Here is a 15,643-nt window from a genome sequence, read left to right as displayed (position 1 = left end):
ATTACCCACATAATAAACAATTCCAAACAAAAAGTCAAAGAAAGTCAAACTAACTTGCAAAAAAAAGAAACCTTTCCGGTTTCATTGGTTAAAAGGGTTATGAGCTGTTAAATAAAAGTGGCGCGCCCGCCAAGAATCGAACTTGGATCTCAGGCTTCGGAGGCCTACGTCATATCCATTGGACCACGGGCGCACAATATGTGACAGCAATAATGATTATAGCTCATGAGGTATTTATTTGCAAGCAGTTCATTAGGTGTATTGGTTTGGATCGAGCTAAAAATGATCATGATGAAGAAGAGTGGATAAACAATGCATTTAAGTAAATGCTATTAGAGGTTTTGGACATGCCTTAAGAAATGTGATTTTGGGCGATATGTAGATGGAATTCATTCGTTTCTTCTATATATGGTATGCGTGAGCTAGTCCTTGATCATAGAAGACCAGGATTGTGAAAATAGGCGCGTACAAACGCTGAATGCGAGTCGAAATAACACGTTGAAACACTTGCATGTCACGTCAGTTTTAGGTAGAATAGACGTGGGACTTAAAAAGTTAACCCGGGACGTTTTAGGGCCACGAAAGAGAGCTTGGAACGAGAACTTGCGGGAGTGGAAAGCATGCGAACGATTTTAGAAGTACAAAAGCAGCTTCTGCCTGATCTCATGGATATCTTGAAAAAGAGGTATACGATTCTGCAACAGATCATGTTATCGGACGTGATCGGACGGAGAACGTTAGCTAATTCCATGCAGATGACCGAGCGGGTTCTGAGGGCTGAGACCGATCTGTTAAAGGCTCAGGGACTTATTGAAATTGACAGTGCAGGAATGAAGATCAGCGAGGCAGGGTATGATTTGCTGCAGCAGTTAGAGCCCGTAGCCAAAGAGTTGTTCGGATTATCCGAGCTGGAAGAGCGCATCAAGCAAGCCTACGGTCTGCAAAAGGTAGTTGTGGTTCCTGGTGATTCGGACGTTTCTCCATTTGCCAAAAGGGAACTGGGCAGAGCCGGAGCGAAGGCTCTCGGCAATATCATGAGTGACAACGACGTTGTCGCCGTTACTGGCGGATCAACAACGGCCGAAGTCGCAGAGCAACTGACTCCGCCAACATCGCTTAAAGGTGTCTGGTTCGTACCGGCACGCGGTGGACTTGGAGAAAGCCTTGAAATTCAGGCAAATACGATTGCATCCACAATGGCAAAACGGGTAGGAGCGCAATACAAACTCCTGCATGTACCGGATTTGCTAAGTGATCATGCCTATGAATCATTAATCCAGGACCCCAGTGTTCAGGAGATTCTGCAGCTGATTCGGCAATCGCGCATCGTTATTCATGGCATTGGTGATGCCGTAGAGATGGCGACAAGGCGTAAACTTGCGACGGAGATCATAGATGAACTTCAAGAGCAAGGAGCCGTATCTGAATCTTTCGGTTATTACTTTAACGATCAGGGTAAGGTGGTACATACCATGCTTACACTGGGTATGCGACTTCAGGATATTGAACGAACCGATGTCGTGATTGGAATTGCAGGTGGCAAAAGCAAAGCTGCTGCTATACATTCCGTGTTACGATTTGGTCAGGAAGATATTCTGATTATTGATGAGGCTGCTGCCGAAGTCATTGTTGCTGAAATGGAATAGGGTTTACTATGTAATACAACTATTGTTGTCTTGACGGACTTTACCGTCTGTCTTGAATATATAAGTTTCATAAAAAATTAATCAAAACTTGGGAGGAACTTACTCATGATTAAAGTAGGTATTAACGGTTTTGGACGTATTGGACGCTTGGCATTCCGCCGTATTCAAAATGTAGAGGGCATTGAAGTAGTAGCAATCAACGACTTGACTGACGCTAAAATGCTGGCTCATTTGCTCAAATATGATACAACTCAAGGTCGCTTCGATGGCGATGTTGAAGTACACGATGGCTTCTTCAAAGTGAACGGCAAAGAAGTTAAAGTATTGGCTAACCGTAACCCGGAAGAACTTCCTTGGGGCGACCTGGGCGTAGATATCGTTCTGGAATGTACTGGTTTCTTCACAACAAAAGAAGCAGCTGAGAAACACTTGAAAGGTGGAGCTAAGAAAGTTGTTATCTCCGCACCAGCTACTGGCGACATGAAAACCATCGTTTACAATGTAAACCATGAAATCCTCGACGGTACTGAAACTGTAATCTCCGGCGCATCTTGCACAACGAACTGCCTGGCACCTATGGCAAAAACATTGCAAGACAAATTCGGAATCGTTCAAGGTTTGATGACTACAATTCACGCTTACACTGGCGACCAAAACACATTGGATGCTCCACACCCTAAAGGTGACTTCCGTCGTGCTCGCGCAGCAGCTGAAAACATCATCCCTAACACAACTGGTGCTGCTAAAGCAATCGGTCTGGTAATTCCAGAACTGCAAGGCAAATTGGATGGTGCAGCTCAACGTGTACCAGTAGCTACTGGATCCCTGACTGAGCTCGTAACTGTTCTGGGTAAAAAAGTTACTGCTGAAGAAGTTAACGCAGTAATGAAAGAAGCTTCCGATCCACAAACTTTCGGATACACTGAAGACGAAATCGTATCTTCCGACATCCAAGGTATCACTTTCGGTTCCCTGTTTGATGCAACTCAAACTAAAGTTCTGACTGTTGGCGACCAACAATTGGTTAAAACTGTAGCTTGGTATGACAATGAAATGTCCTACACTGCACAATTGGTTCGCACTTTGGAGCACTTTGCAAAAATGATTAAGTAATATCTGCAATAACATAGAGCGGAAACAGATGCTATATTGTTTCCGCTCTTTATATATCAATATTTTGCAAATTTCTCAAAAACACCAGGATTGACAAGGGATTTCAGCCCTTGATGGGTCCAACAAATACATGGGTGCGGAGGAAATACAGATGAACAAAAAAAGTGTACGCGATATAGAATTGACAGGAAAACGGGCTTTTGTCCGTGTAGATTTCAATGTACCGCTCGAAGATGGTAAAATTACAGATGACAAACGTATTCGTGCAACGCTTCCTACAATCAACTTCTTGATTGAAAAAGGTGCTAAAGTCATTCTGGCAAGCCACATGGGTCGCCCTAAAGGCGAAGTGGTTGATTCTTTGCGTTTGACTCCAGCAGCTGAGCGTTTGTCCGAATTGTTGGGTAAAACAGTTGTTAAAGCTGACGATTCTGTTGGTGAAGCTGTTAAAGCTCAAATCGCTGAACTGAACAACGGCGACGTATTGTTGCTTGAAAACGTTCGTTTCCACGCAGGCGAAGAGAAAAACGATCCGGAACTCGCAAAACAATTTGCTGAACTGGCTGACGTTTTCGTTAACGATGCGTTTGGCGCAGCTCACAGAGCACACGCTTCGACTGAAGGAATCGCTCACTTGCTTCCAGCAGTGTCCGGTTTGCTGATGGAAAAAGAACTTGAAGTGTTGGGTAAAGCGATCTCCAACCCTGAGCGTCCTTTCACAGCGATCATCGGCGGATCCAAAGTTAAGGACAAAATCGATGTAATCGACAACCTGCTGAATATTGCAGACAACGTTATCATCGGTGGCGGTCTGACTTACACGTTCCTCAAAGCACAAGGACATGAAATTGGACAATCCTTGCTGGATGATTCCAAACTTGATGTTGCTCTCGGTTTCATCGAAAAAGCGAAAAAACTGGGCAAAAACTTCTACCTGCCGGTAGATATCGTAGTGTCTGACGATTTCAGTGCGAAAGCTAACACACAAATCGTTGACATCGACGGCATCCCAGCAGATTGGGAAGGCATCGACATCGGTCCCAAAACTCGTGAGATCTATGCTGACGTAATCAAAAACTCCAAATTGGTTGTATGGAACGGACCAATGGGCGTATTTGAAATCGAGCCATTCTCCCACGGTACTCGTGCAGTAGCGGAAGCTTGCGCTGAGACAGAAGCTTACACTGTAATTGGTGGCGGTGACTCTGCAGCAGCAGCTGAGAAGTTCAAATTGGCTGACAAGATGAACCACATCTCTACAGGTGGCGGTGCATCGCTCGAGTTCATGGAAGGTAAAGTACTTCCGGGCGTAGTTGCATTGAACGACAAGTAAGTTCTAGTCTATAGCATGAAGGAGTTGAAACCCAATGAGAACACCGATTATCGCAGGTAACTGGAAAATGTTCAAAACGGTTTCCGAATCCAATGACTTCATTCAGGAAGTTAAAGGAAAAGCGGAAGTTGAAGGCGTGGAAACTGTAATCTGCGCACCGTTTACGAATCTGCCATCCCTGGTAGAAGCCGTTAAAGGAACAAACATCAAAATTGGTGCACAAAATCTTCACTTTGAAGACAACGGTGCATTCACAGGTGAAATCAGCGGTGTAATGCTGAAAGATCTGGGTGTGGATTATGTCATTATTGGTCACTCGGAGCGCCGTCAATATTTTGCGGAAACCGATGAGACTGTCAATAAAAAGTTGCACGCAGCATTCCGTCACGGATTGACTCCAATCTTCTGTCTTGGTGAGACGCTCGAAGAGCGCGAAGCGAACCAAACAAAAGACGTATGTAAAGTGCAAACGGTCGCTGCTTTTGAAGGTCTATCCGCAGAGCAAGCGGCACAAGTTGTTATCGCTTATGAACCAATCTGGGCGATTGGTACAGGCAAATCCTCCACTTCCCAAGATGCGAATGAAGTTATTGCTTACATCCGTACACTGGTGAAGGATCTGTATAACGAGACGGTTGCGAATGCAGTTCGTATTCAATACGGCGGCAGTGTTAAACCGGAGAACGTAACAGAATACCTCGGACAAAGCGACATCGACGGCGCGCTTGTTGGCGGTGCCAGCTTGCAGCCGGCTTCGTTCATCGCGCTTGTTGAGGGGGCGAAGTAAGATGACAGCTCCAAAACCTGTAGCACTGATCATCATGGATGGCTTTGGTCTGCGTAACACGGTAGAAGGCAATGCGGTAGCGCAAGCCAAAAAACCGAACTACGACCGTTTCATGAGCCAATTCCCACATACAACGCTGACTGCATGCGGTGAAGCTGTAGGTTTGCCAGAAGGGCAAATGGGAAATTCCGAGGTAGGTCACCTGAACATTGGTGCCGGCCGGATCGTATACCAGGATTTGACCCGTATCTCCAAATCCATTCGTGACGGCGAGTTCTACGACAATGAAACACTTGTCAAAGCGGTTCGCGAAGCGAAACAAAACGGTAAAAAGCTTCATCTTTACGGTTTGTTGTCCGATGGCGGCGTACATAGTCACATCGACCACCTGTTTGCTATGCTGGATCTGGCCAAAAAAGAAGGAATGAACGATGTATATATTCATGCCTTCATGGATGGCCGTGATGTTATGCCAGACAGTGGTAAAGACTTCATGCAGAAGCTGATCGCCAAGATTGAAGAAGTTGGTGTAGGCCAAATCGCTACGGTCCAAGGACGCTATTACGCGATGGACCGTGACAAACGTTGGGAACGGGTTGAGAAATCCTACCGCGCCATCGTTTATGGAGATGGACCGAAATACACTGACCCACTCAAAGCGGTTGAAGAATCGTATGAGAAGTCCGTATTTGATGAATTCGTTGAACCAACGGTTATCGTCAAAGCGGATGGTGAGCCGGTAGGTTTGGTAGAGAGCGGCGATTCCGTTATCTTCCTCAACTTCCGTCCTGACCGTGCAATTCAGTTGTCGCAAGTGTTCACGAACCAGGATTTCCGCGGTTTCGATCGTGGTCCGAAGTTCCCTGTGGGCTTGCACTTTGTTTGCTTGACTTTGTTCAGTGAGACGGTTGAAGGTTATGTGGCTTATTCGCCGAAGAACCTCGACAACACCCTGGGTGAAGTTCTGGTACAGAACAATAAAAAACAACTGCGTATTGCAGAAACCGAGAAATACCCGCACGTTACCTTCTTCTTCAGCGGCGGTCGTGATGTGGAGCTTCCGGGCGAAACTCGCGTACTGATTAACTCACCAAAAGTTGCAACGTATGATCTGCAACCAGAGATGAGCGCGTATGAAGTAGCTGACGCATGTGTTCGCGAGATCGAAGCAGACAAACATGACGCCATCATTCTGAACTTTGCTAACCCTGACATGGTTGGACACTCCGGCATGCTGGAGCCTACCATCAAAGCGGTAGAAGTAACAGATGAGTGCATGGGCCGTGTTGTGGATGCAGTACTTGCCAAAGGCGGCGTTGTACTGATTACTGCGGATCATGGTAACGCGGATATGGTGTTTGATGAGCAAGGACGTCCGTTCACAGCTCATACAACGAACCCGGTTCCATTCATCGTTACAGATGCTAATGTAACCCTGCGTGAAGGCGGAATTCTGGCAGATATCGCGCCAACGATTCTTGACCTGATGCAGTTGCCTAAACCGGAAGAAATGACAGGTACATCTGTCATCGCTACCCGTAAATAAGTTGCACAGCCAACATATATGAAATTGGGAAGTTTGGCGTTTACCTCTGAACAGAGGCAGCGGAAATCGTCCGAAGAAGCGAAGCGTTCGCCTTTATCACAGGATTCCAACTTATGAGAATAAGTTCAAAGAATCCGGGGATAACAGCGATCGGAAGACGATTCTGCTGACGAAGTGGATAAGGGTAAACACAAGTAGTCCTAATTTTTAATAAATTCAAATTTAAAGGAGATTATCACAAATGACTATTATTTCTGACGTGTACGCTCGCGAAGTCCTCGACTCCCGCGGTAACCCTACAGTAGAAGTTGAAGTATACCTGGAGTCCGGCGCAATCGGACGCGCAATCGTTCCATCCGGTGCATCCACTGGTGCCCACGAAGCAGTTGAGCTTCGCGATGGTGACAAATCCCGTTACCTCGGTAAAGGCGTTCTGCAAGCTGTTAAAAACGTAAACGAAACAATTGCTCCAGAAGTTATCGGTATGGATGCATTGGATCAACTGGGTATCGACAAATTGATGATCACTTTGGATGGTACGCCAAACAAAGGTAAACTGGGTGCTAACGCAATCCTGGCTGTATCCATGGCTGTAGCTCGCGCTGCTGCTGACGCTCTGGACTTGCCTTTGTATGTATACCTGGGCGGATTCAACGCTAAAGCTCTTCCAGTACCAATGATGAACATCATCAACGGTGGTGAGCACGCGGACAACAACATCGACGTTCAAGAGTTCATGGTTCTTCCAGTTGGAGCACCAAGCTTCAAAGAAGCTCTTCGCGTAGGTGCGGAAATCTTCCACAACCTGAAATCCGTATTGAGCTCCAAAGGCTTGAACACAGCTGTAGGTGACGAAGGTGGTTTCGCACCGAACCTTGGTTCAAACGAAGAAGCAATCACTACAATCATCGAAGCGATTGAAAAAGCGGGTTACAAACCAGGTGTTGACGTATTCCTGGGTATGGACGTAGCTTCCACTGAGTTCTATAAAGATGGTAAATACACACTTGCTGGCGAAGGTAAATCTTACACTTCCGCTGAGTATGTTGACCTCTTGGCTTCATGGGTTGAGAAGTACCCAATCATCACAATCGAAGACGGTATGTCCGAAGATGACTGGGATGGTTGGAAATTGCTCACTGAGAAATTGGGAGACAAAGTACAACTCGTTGGTGATGACCTGTTCGTAACAAACACTGAGCGTCTGGGCAGAGGTATCGACGAAGGTATCGGTAACTCCATCCTGATCAAAGTTAACCAAATCGGTACATTGACTGAAACATTCGATGCAATCGAAATGGCTAAACGTGCAGGATACACAGCTGTAATCTCCCACCGTTCCGGTGAGTCCGAAGACAGCACAATCGCTGACATTGCTGTTGCAACAAACGCTGGTCAAATCAAAACGGGTGCTCCTTCCCGTACAGACCGTATCGCGAAGTATAACCAATTGCTCCGCATTGAGGATCAACTTGGTGAACTGGCTCAATACAATGGTCTTAAAGGATTCTACAACCTTAAAAAATAAGCTGGATATCCAGCTTTTACGGGCAAGCCGGGTAACCGGCTTGTCTTTTTTATTGAACAGAGTAATTAAGGTATAACACACGGATCACGTAGATGGTGAAATTTAGGTCATTGAATGAACTGCACTACTTGTATCACAACAATAGCTATGTTACAATTAAAGTAACTGTTTTTATGGTGAGATGTTATGCCCACATGGGTAGGAGGTGGAAAGAATGGATATTGCTTTGAAATTGCTGCTCGTTGTCTTCTCGATCGGTCTAATCACTGTAGTATTGCTGCAGCACGGGAAAAGCGCTGGTTTGGCGGGTGCCATCTCCGGTGGTGCGGAACATCTTTTCGGTAAAACGAAAGCGCGCGGATTGGATCTCTTCCTGCAACGTGCAACGGTGGTACTGGGTGCAGGATTTATGATTTTGTCTATTATTGTTACGGTGGTTTCCAAGTAAGAATGGGGACTGCTTTACAATGAATAGCTTAAGCTAATGGCTTAATTGATGAACCTTCGTTTCGTGGAGAAACGGGGGTTTTTTAATAAATTCTTATGCGTCCAAACTTTTCCAACAATCTAATCTATATAGACTCCATGATTTTCGGTCTTCTTCTTACTTCTGTTCGGTTTTCCTTCCTTAACATGCAACATAACCCCTATCATGTATGGAAATGTCCCTCGCTTATTCGTTACGCGCGAACTCACTCCCTATAATGAATGTCATGTGTACAGAAAATTTTCGGATGTAGTCCTTTTCCAGATGCGTGCAGCACGTGTATCGCATAAAATGTCTGTAGAGATAAGTGAAAGCGTGATTTTAGTGGAGCGCCAGGCAACTGTGGTTTTTTTGCGAGGTACGGATGGGCTGGATTGAATTCGTGTATACTAGGGTATGAGATAGTATGGATGCGCGACTATACTCTTCACGACAGTGATATGATTGCATGAAAATGGTAAGAATTCCGATACATAAACAGATGAGATCCGATTACACTTTTATGTTTCCCGAGGTGAATATATTAATGATAACAGAACAACAATTGCTCGACTTCATGCGGGAGACCGCTTATAAACCGATGACTTATCAGGAGTTGGAACAGCACTTCGCGATCGAAGACGCAGCTGATTTCAAAGCCTTTTTGATTATGTTGAATACGCTGGAGGAATCCGGCAAAGTTCTGCTGACCCGCAACAATCGTTATGGCATGCCAGAGCGCATGGACTTGGTTCGCGGACGTCTACAGGCTCATGCCAAAGGCTTTGCTTTCCTTATTCCTGAGGATCGGGAGCACCCGGATGTGTACATTCACGCCAATGACATGAAGAGTGCGATGAATGGCGACACGGTATTGGTTAAAGTCACGTCCCAAGGCCCTTCTGGCGGTCGCCTGGAAGGTGAGATCGTCCGTATCGTTACTCGTGCGGTGACACAAGTTGTCGGTGTGTTCCAAAGCCATGAGGTGTACGGCTTCGTTATTCCGGATGATAAACGGATTAATCGCGATATTTTCATCCCGCGTACCAACTTTGCAGGGGCGGTTGATGGACAGAAGGTCGTAGCAAAAATCGTCAGCTATCCGGAGGGCCGTGCGGCAGCCGAGGGTGAAGTGATCGAGATTCTCGGTCATAAGGATGAGCCGGGTATTGATATTTTGTCCGTCATTCGCAAGCACCAGTTGCCTGAAGCTTTCCCGGATGAAGTCGTAGAAGAGGCGGAGAAAGCACCCGATTCCATCACGGATGAAGAGATTGTACAGCAGGGTCGCCGTGATCTGCGCGGACTTAACATTGTCACGATTGATGGTGAAGATGCCAAGGATCTGGATGATGCTGTAAATGTAGAGAAACTGCCTAATGGTAATTACCGTCTGGGTGTTCATATTGCCGATGTTGGCTATTATGTACAGGAGAATTCCAAGCTGGATCAGGAAGCATACAACCGTGGATGTAGTGTTTATCTCGTGGACCGGGTTATTCCGATGCTGCCACAGCGTCTGTCGAACGGGATCTGTAGTTTGAACCCGCAGGTGGATCGGTTGACCCTGTCTTGTGAGATGGAGTTCAACGACCAGATGAAGGTTGTGAAACATGACATTTTCACGAGTGTAATCAAAACCAAAGAGCGGATGACGTATTCCAACGTTCGTAAAATCCTTGAAGGTGAAGAGCCGGAATTGCTTGAGCGTTATAAGGATCTGGTGGATGATTTTCATCTGATGAAAGAGATTGCTTTGAAACTGCGTGCTATGCGTATGCGTCGTGGTGCGGTTGACTTTGATTTTGAAGAATCCAAAATCATTGTGGATGCAGAATGCAAACCGATCGATATTGTGAAACGGGAGCGTTCAATTGCAGAGCAAATCATTGAGGAATTCATGTTGGCAGCGAACGAAACCGTGGCTGAGCATTTCCACTGGTTAAAGGTTCCGTTCATTTATCGTGTGCACGAAGACCCGGATCAGGAAAAATTGCAAAATTTCCTCGCCTTTGCGGCGAATTTTGGACACCAGGTCAAAGGGCGTGGCAATGCGATCCATCCACGGGCGCTTCAATCGTTGCTTGAGGACATCAAAGAAACGAAAGAACAAACCGTGATCAGTACGATGATGCTTCGTTCCATGAAACAGGCGAAGTATGATTCTGAAATGTCAGGTCACTTTGGCCTCGCGGCAGAATTCTATAGTCACTTTACATCTCCAATCCGTCGTTACCCCGATCTCGTCATTCACCGGGTGATTCGCGAAGTGATTGAAAATAATGGTGCTTTGCCGGAGAATCGTCAGGAGTATTTGGCAGCACGAATGGCCGATATTGCGCAGCAGTCTTCAGAGCGTGAACGTGTGGCGGTAGAGGCTGAACGGGATACAGAGAAAATGAAAAAAGCCGAGTACATGCTTGATAAAGTCGGAGAAGAGTTCGAAGGCATGATCAGCAGTGTGACCAGCTTCGGTATGTTCATTGAACTGGAGAACACGGTTGAAGGTCTGATTCGCCTGAGCGCGCTCACGGACGACTATTACCATTTTGACGATCAGCATATGGCTCTGATTGGTGAACGTACCTCAAAAGTCTTCCGTATCGGGGATGAAGTGAAGATTCGTGTGGCGCGTGTCAGCATGGAAGAGTATACGATTGATTTTGAAATGGTGGATATGAAACCCCGTGCTGAACGTCCTGGCGGCTTCGGTGGCGGACGTGGCGGCAAAGGTGGACGTCCAGGCAGCGGCGGCGGACGCGGCGGTGCCAAGGGTGGGCCAGGTGGATTCAGCGGATCGCGTGGCGGCAAAGGCGGCACCGCTGCTGGAGGCAACCGTGGTGGCAGATCACCGGAAGAGAGCAGCAAAGGCAAAGGTGGACGTGGCGGTCGCGGCGGAGCAGCGAGTGCAGGTGCGGGAGCAGGCTCAGCCGGTGGATACGGAGGTAAAGGCGGCGGCAAACCGAAAGGTGAGCGTCGTGCTGGTGATGCTGGCGGATCGACGGGTCGGGGCAAAGGCGCGGTGAGCTTTGGTTTTGGCTCAGGTAAAGGCGGTTATAGCTCTACATCGGTTGGTTCGGATAGCAGTTCGACTGGTGGACAAGGAAGTGGCCAAAGCAGCGGCAGCGGTCGCGGTGAAGGAAGCTTTAAATCCGGCAAGGGCAGCGGTAAAGGTGGCAAAGGCGGAAGTGGACGTAAAAACACTTCGCCGAGCGGCGTATTTATCGGAGAAGCTGCAACACCAGGTGGCACTCATGAAGGCGGAGCACCACGACGCAAGCGGAAGAAGAGCAAAGGTGCAGCTGGTAACGGTACGGCAGCTTTTGTACGGAAAAAGAAAAAATAAAACTAACGTAACCTGGAGAGATGGATTACGATTCGTTCCTCCAAGTCAAGCGTTGGAGAAATAGTCACTTTCCGCGGTTGTTGTTTCGCACAGTCTGGAAGTGGTGTAATGAGGAGGGGCGGCAGAGGCCGCCTCTTTCTTGATTTTAACAGTCGTACTTGCTACAATTAAGGTCTGGCACGTGGTACCTTGGTGCAACAACGGTGCGCTGCTATACGGCATGGTACCGGCTTATTTTACGGAGAAGGAGTGAGGACATGGGCAAGAATGATGGACAGAGTAAAGTGCTCGCACAGAATAAAAAGGCTTCCCATGACTACTTCATTGAAGATACGTATGAAGCGGGCATGGTGCTTACCGGAACGGAGATCAAATCTCTTCGTAACGGCCGTGCGAATATTGGTGATGCATTTGCCACGATTCGGAACGGTGAGATTCATATTCACAATATGCATATTAGTCCTTTTGAACAAGGGAACCGAAATAATCCGCTCGATCCGACACGTACGCGCAAGTTGCTGATGCATAAAGTACAGATTCACAAGTTGCTCGGGCTGTCGAAACAGGATGGGTACAGCATTGTGCCACTGAAGATCTATATCCGCAACGGTTACGCTAAGCTGTTGCTTGGACTGGGCAAAGGTAAGAAGCAGTTTGATAAGCGTGAGACTGCAGCCAAGCGGGATGCACAACGTGATATTCAACGCGCAATGCGCGAGAAGCAGAAGGTTGCACGTTAAGTGAAGCGGTGAATGTGAAAGTTTTACTTTAGATGCATAAGGTAGTTTCTCGTGATGGAGTTAGGAAAGTTGATGTACGAGTTAAAGAGTCTCAGTGTTTGTCCTGTTATGGGCAAGATTGAGGCTTTTTTATTTAGTAAGTAGGAACACAGAATATGGCTCGGGGATGACTCAAAATGATTAGCTCTTGCGTAGTTTCCCTGAATCGTGGGTAAAATACTTAGGTGCCGTTGTTCGTCATCTGATCTGGGTAAACTTTACTTCCGATGGGTGACGCGGTATAATATGTAGACGATTGAGCCTGTTGTATTGGATAACTTTGTACACGTGCTCAGCCTGCTGGAATGTCTTCCAGCAATCTGTACTATATCGGTGATGTGTCCTGTGTTATGATTACTCATGTAGCAGACAGGAATGCCGAGTTTGAAAGAATAAGCATCTTTTTACCTTGGAGGAAAAAGATGTGCAGCACCTTTGCTCCGTATTCACGGATTAATCCTGGAGCCCTTCTTCATTGAGGGGGCGTTTATGGATTCGACGGGGATAGTTCGAGCATGGGTAGCGGGTAGTGGGGACGCGTCCGCTTCATCAACGCTAAAGCCTATTAAACGGCAAACAACAAACAAACTACGCTTTCGCAGCCTAAGAAACTGTGTGCGTGCTTCTAACCTGCATCGCCCATGTGACAGGATTAGGGGCTAACAAGTAGTGGGATACGCTGTCACATCTCCGCCTGGGGTGTGCTGAAGAAGACAATCAGGCTGACCCAACGTATAGCCGGTTACGGGGCGATACTCGGGTGACATCAAAACTGTGACTACACCCGTAGAAGCTTATGTGTCGTTATCTTCGGACAGGGGTTCGACTCCCCTCGCCTCCATTAGAGTCAAGAAACCATCAACCAGTAATCTGGTTGGTGGTTTTTTAGTTTATGATATAATAAGTATAAATTTAGATTGGGGGACTCAAGATGTTTGAAAATCGAGAACAGCTCCAAGAAATTTTAAAAAAAGCCAATCAACATGCACGGAAACAAGCTAAAGAATCAGGTGCCTCTATTTACTATATAAAGAATAACAAACGCGTTCGTGAGGATGCTGATGGTAATAAATTCGAAATTATATTTGATGCTACTGGGAAACGCCAGGAGTTTGAGTATCATGAGTGAAATCAGACCAGTCATGACTGTGTTTGCGGGTACCAATGGAGCAGGGAAAAGTACACTTAGCATGCAAATGAAAGAGTGGCTTGGTGAACTGGTTGATCCAGATCAAATTGCAAGAGAGTTGAAGCCAGAGAATCCGCGCAGTGCTGACCTGTCTGCTGGCAGGGAAGCCGTAAAAAAATCCGATCACTCATAAAAAGTGGTGTAAACTTCGCTATTGAAACGACATTGTCCGGATCATTTGTTTTAAAACATATGGAAATAGCAAAAGAAAATAATTATGAAATTGTAAGGTGGACATTGGATTGCAGAAGAAGACATTCGTTATCGATATGGCCAGTCATTGAAGAACCTTAAACCGGCTCTAGCCATCGCAGATCAGGTTATCATCATTGATAATACATACGAGCCTTTAATTGTTGCAGAAATCATACAAAGTAATTTGATCTATTGTGTTGAGTCCATACCTGCTTGGGCTAATCCTGTTCTTGTTGGTTACTGATACTCGAGTGACATCAAAACTTTGACTACACCCGTAGAAGCTTATGTGCCATTATCTTCCGACAGGGGTTCGACTCCCCTCGCCTCCATTAGAGTCAAAAACCACCAACCAGTGCTCTGGTTGGTGGTCTTTCTGTTTATGCTATAATCTTTGTAAAATAAGTTGATGCAAGCCCAATTTACGCCTTAATCTCCCAAAGGAGGCAAAGAAGCATGCGCCAAACGCAGCAACAGATCCGCGAGTTTGTTGCAGGGATACAAGCATATGTGTCGCCAGTAAATGTAATTAATCCTTGGAGAGATTATGTGACGGGCTATGATATCGGCCCCGAAGCGGTGGATATTCGTACAGAACATTTGGTCAGGTATTTCGAACCAAGAATGTGCAAGGCTCGGTACATATTTATTGCGGAAGCCGTGGGCTATCAAGGGGCAAGGTTCTCCGGCGTACCCTTGACGTCCGAACGAATGGTTACCGGGAATCATTCGCTGGTGAATCACCAGTTGGTTTTTTCAGGAGAGCCGGGTGTCCGAACAAGCCTGCCGAATATCGCCAAACCTAACCGCAGTCAGGCGCTGTATGGATTCGCAGAGCCGACAGCATCCATCATATGGGGCGAAGTGTTATCCAGTGCAAGGTGGAAACCAACGGACTTTATATTTTGGAACATCTATCCCTTTCATCCCTATCAATCTTCTGAAAACAGGATGACGAATCGAACGCCGACTTTGGCAGAGTTGGAGGATGGTGTGTTATTCGCCAGACAGCTTATGCAACTGAATCCTGATGCTCAGATCGTGGCTATTGGCAGAAAGTCAGGAGACACGTTAAGCTCCCATCTCATTAAACATCATCATGTTCCCCATCCTGCAAACGGAAGAGCAGTACAATTCCAAAAAGCAGTAAGGTCAATAATCTAGCCCATTTGGAACTGAAGGAATGTAAGGCATAACATATGCACCTTATCGTCCAAGTGTCCTACACATAACGTAGTGCCCCATCATATACAGATTGGTTGGTGAAGCTAAATGAGTGAAAAATACTGGCTTGTGGTGCAATATCCAATGAAGAGTGCGCAGGGTAGCAAACGAGATCATTGGTTGAAGGAAAAGGTAATGGAATATCTGGAAACTGTTCTGACCCAGGCGGAGTTGGGAGAGGTGGATGGATGTGATCGGGGTAGCCGTGTGGCTGATCCAAAGGAATATGTAATGAACATTTTCTGTGTGGTAACGGACGAAGATCGGAGCATAGCGCTAATTAAAAAAGTGCTGAGAGAGAGTCGGCTGGATTACACCCGCATCCAAATCGCTACGATGCCATATGGCACAGAAGGAAGATACACGCTGAAATATGCCTCCAAAAAAGGCGTTACCGAATTCTCGCTTTGATCACGATTTGCTGTTTCTTACCATAACGAACCCATCTCCTGTGTAGCAAGATCCTCCGCATGTCCCGCTTCACTCTCCAT

General features: G+C 46.5%; 13 protein-coding genes, 1 tRNA gene and 1 other RNA gene. 14 read left to right on the top strand and 1 reads right to left on the bottom strand.

Going from position 1 to position 15,643, the window contains the following annotated elements; genetic code table 11:
* Positions 1 to 118: 118 nt before the first annotated feature.
* Positions 119 to 193: transfer RNA gene (locus ACTHPG_RS26275), tRNA-Arg, on the bottom strand.
* Positions 194 to 620: 427 nt separating this feature from the next.
* Between ACTHPG_RS26275 and ACTHPG_RS26270 the strand changes: the two genes are divergently transcribed.
* The 14 genes from ACTHPG_RS26270 to ACTHPG_RS26205 all read left to right on the top strand — a co-directional run bounded on the left by ACTHPG_RS26270 (position 621) and on the right by ACTHPG_RS26205 (position 15,563).
* Positions 621 to 1,646, top strand: coding sequence for a sugar-binding transcriptional regulator (locus ACTHPG_RS26270; protein WP_091038648.1), 1,026 nt, complete (start codon positions 621 to 623; stop codon positions 1,644 to 1,646).
* 105 nt (positions 1,647 to 1,751) lie between these two features.
* On the top strand, positions 1,752 to 2,759 hold the full coding sequence (gene gap / locus ACTHPG_RS26265; RefSeq protein ID WP_056695277.1) for a type I glyceraldehyde-3-phosphate dehydrogenase: 1,008 nt from the start codon (positions 1,752 to 1,754) through the stop codon (positions 2,757 to 2,759).
* A 151-nt stretch (positions 2,760 to 2,910) separates the two neighbouring features.
* Positions 2,911 to 4,092, top strand: coding sequence for a phosphoglycerate kinase (locus ACTHPG_RS26260; RefSeq protein WP_440392320.1), 1,182 nt, complete (start codon positions 2,911 to 2,913; stop codon positions 4,090 to 4,092).
* Between the two features lie 34 nt (positions 4,093 to 4,126).
* The gene (gene tpiA, locus ACTHPG_RS26255; RefSeq protein ID WP_076333467.1) at positions 4,127 to 4,879 is read left to right on the top strand and encodes a triose-phosphate isomerase; all 753 of its coding nucleotides are present in this window, start codon (positions 4,127 to 4,129) and stop codon (positions 4,877 to 4,879) included.
* A 1-nt stretch (position 4,880) separates the two neighbouring features.
* Positions 4,881 to 6,425, top strand: a complete 1,545-nt coding sequence (gene gpmI / locus ACTHPG_RS26250) for a 2,3-bisphosphoglycerate-independent phosphoglycerate mutase (protein WP_253429051.1) — start codon at positions 4,881 to 4,883, stop codon at positions 6,423 to 6,425.
* Positions 6,426 to 6,666: 241 nt separating this feature from the next.
* The gene (gene eno / locus ACTHPG_RS26245; protein ID WP_062837741.1) at positions 6,667 to 7,953 is read left to right on the top strand and encodes a phosphopyruvate hydratase; all 1,287 of its coding nucleotides are present in this window, start codon (positions 6,667 to 6,669) and stop codon (positions 7,951 to 7,953) included.
* A gap of 214 nt (positions 7,954 to 8,167) precedes the next feature.
* Complete coding sequence (gene secG, locus ACTHPG_RS26240) at positions 8,168 to 8,401, top strand: preprotein translocase subunit SecG (RefSeq protein WP_062837740.1); 234 nt, start codon at positions 8,168 to 8,170, stop codon at positions 8,399 to 8,401.
* 565 nt (positions 8,402 to 8,966) lie between these two features.
* Positions 8,967 to 11,765, top strand: a complete 2,799-nt coding sequence (gene rnr, locus ACTHPG_RS26235; RefSeq protein ID WP_440392319.1) for a ribonuclease R — start codon at positions 8,967 to 8,969, stop codon at positions 11,763 to 11,765.
* Between the two features lie 257 nt (positions 11,766 to 12,022).
* The gene (gene smpB, locus ACTHPG_RS26230; RefSeq protein WP_062837738.1) at positions 12,023 to 12,505 is read left to right on the top strand and encodes an SsrA-binding protein SmpB; all 483 of its coding nucleotides are present in this window, start codon (positions 12,023 to 12,025) and stop codon (positions 12,503 to 12,505) included.
* A 518-nt stretch (positions 12,506 to 13,023) separates the two neighbouring features.
* Positions 13,024 to 13,388, top strand: a transfer-messenger RNA (tmRNA) gene (gene ssrA / locus ACTHPG_RS26225).
* 87 nt (positions 13,389 to 13,475) lie between these two features.
* The gene (locus ACTHPG_RS26220) at positions 13,476 to 13,673 is read left to right on the top strand and encodes a hypothetical protein (RefSeq protein ID WP_440392318.1); all 198 of its coding nucleotides are present in this window, start codon (positions 13,476 to 13,478) and stop codon (positions 13,671 to 13,673) included.
* Complete coding sequence (locus tag ACTHPG_RS26215) at positions 13,666 to 13,866, top strand: hypothetical protein (protein ID WP_440392317.1); 201 nt, start codon at positions 13,666 to 13,668, stop codon at positions 13,864 to 13,866. The genes ACTHPG_RS26220 and ACTHPG_RS26215 overlap by 8 nt, the downstream gene beginning before the upstream one ends.
* A gap of 518 nt (positions 13,867 to 14,384) precedes the next feature.
* Positions 14,385 to 15,092, top strand: coding sequence for a uracil-DNA glycosylase (locus ACTHPG_RS26210; RefSeq protein ID WP_440392316.1), 708 nt, complete (start codon positions 14,385 to 14,387; stop codon positions 15,090 to 15,092).
* 108 nt (positions 15,093 to 15,200) lie between these two features.
* Entirely contained in the window at positions 15,201 to 15,563 is a 363-nt protein-coding gene (locus ACTHPG_RS26205; protein WP_440392315.1) for a hypothetical protein, read from the top strand.
* Positions 15,564 to 15,643: the final 80 nt, after the last annotated feature.

Source organism: Paenibacillus sp. SAF-068, from assembly GCF_051967555.1.
Lineage (GTDB): Bacteria > Bacillota > Bacilli > Paenibacillales > Paenibacillaceae > Paenibacillus.
The sequence above is the reverse complement of the archived record's forward strand: the minus strand, read 5'-3'. Positions and strand labels throughout refer to the sequence as shown.

What these genes read in the sequence shown, in the direction of transcription:
- ACTHPG_RS26205 (WP_440392315.1), top strand. Translation starts at nt 15,201, where the DNA reads ATGAGTGAAAAATACTGGCTTGTGGTGCAATATCCAATGAAGAGTGCG.
- gpmI (WP_253429051.1), top strand. Translation starts at nt 4,881, where the DNA reads ATGACAGCTCCAAAACCTGTAGCACTGATCATCATGGATGGCTTTGGT.
- tpiA (WP_076333467.1), top strand. Translation starts at nt 4,127, where the DNA reads ATGAGAACACCGATTATCGCAGGTAACTGGAAAATGTTCAAAACGGTT.
- gap (WP_056695277.1), top strand. Translation starts at nt 1,752, where the DNA reads ATGATTAAAGTAGGTATTAACGGTTTTGGACGTATTGGACGCTTGGCA.
- secG (WP_062837740.1), top strand. Translation starts at nt 8,168, where the DNA reads ATGGATATTGCTTTGAAATTGCTGCTCGTTGTCTTCTCGATCGGTCTA.
- eno (WP_062837741.1), top strand. Translation starts at nt 6,667, where the DNA reads ATGACTATTATTTCTGACGTGTACGCTCGCGAAGTCCTCGACTCCCGC.
- ACTHPG_RS26220 (WP_440392318.1), top strand. Translation starts at nt 13,476, where the DNA reads ATGTTTGAAAATCGAGAACAGCTCCAAGAAATTTTAAAAAAAGCCAAT.
- ACTHPG_RS26215 (WP_440392317.1), top strand. Translation starts at nt 13,666, where the DNA reads ATGAGTGAAATCAGACCAGTCATGACTGTGTTTGCGGGTACCAATGGA.
- ACTHPG_RS26270 (WP_091038648.1), top strand. Translation starts at nt 621, where the DNA reads ATGCGAACGATTTTAGAAGTACAAAAGCAGCTTCTGCCTGATCTCATG.
- rnr (WP_440392319.1), top strand. Translation starts at nt 8,967, where the DNA reads ATGATAACAGAACAACAATTGCTCGACTTCATGCGGGAGACCGCTTAT.
- ACTHPG_RS26260 (WP_440392320.1), top strand. Translation starts at nt 2,911, where the DNA reads ATGAACAAAAAAAGTGTACGCGATATAGAATTGACAGGAAAACGGGCT.
- smpB (WP_062837738.1), top strand. Translation starts at nt 12,023, where the DNA reads ATGGGCAAGAATGATGGACAGAGTAAAGTGCTCGCACAGAATAAAAAG.
- ACTHPG_RS26210 (WP_440392316.1), top strand. Translation starts at nt 14,385, where the DNA reads ATGCGCCAAACGCAGCAACAGATCCGCGAGTTTGTTGCAGGGATACAA.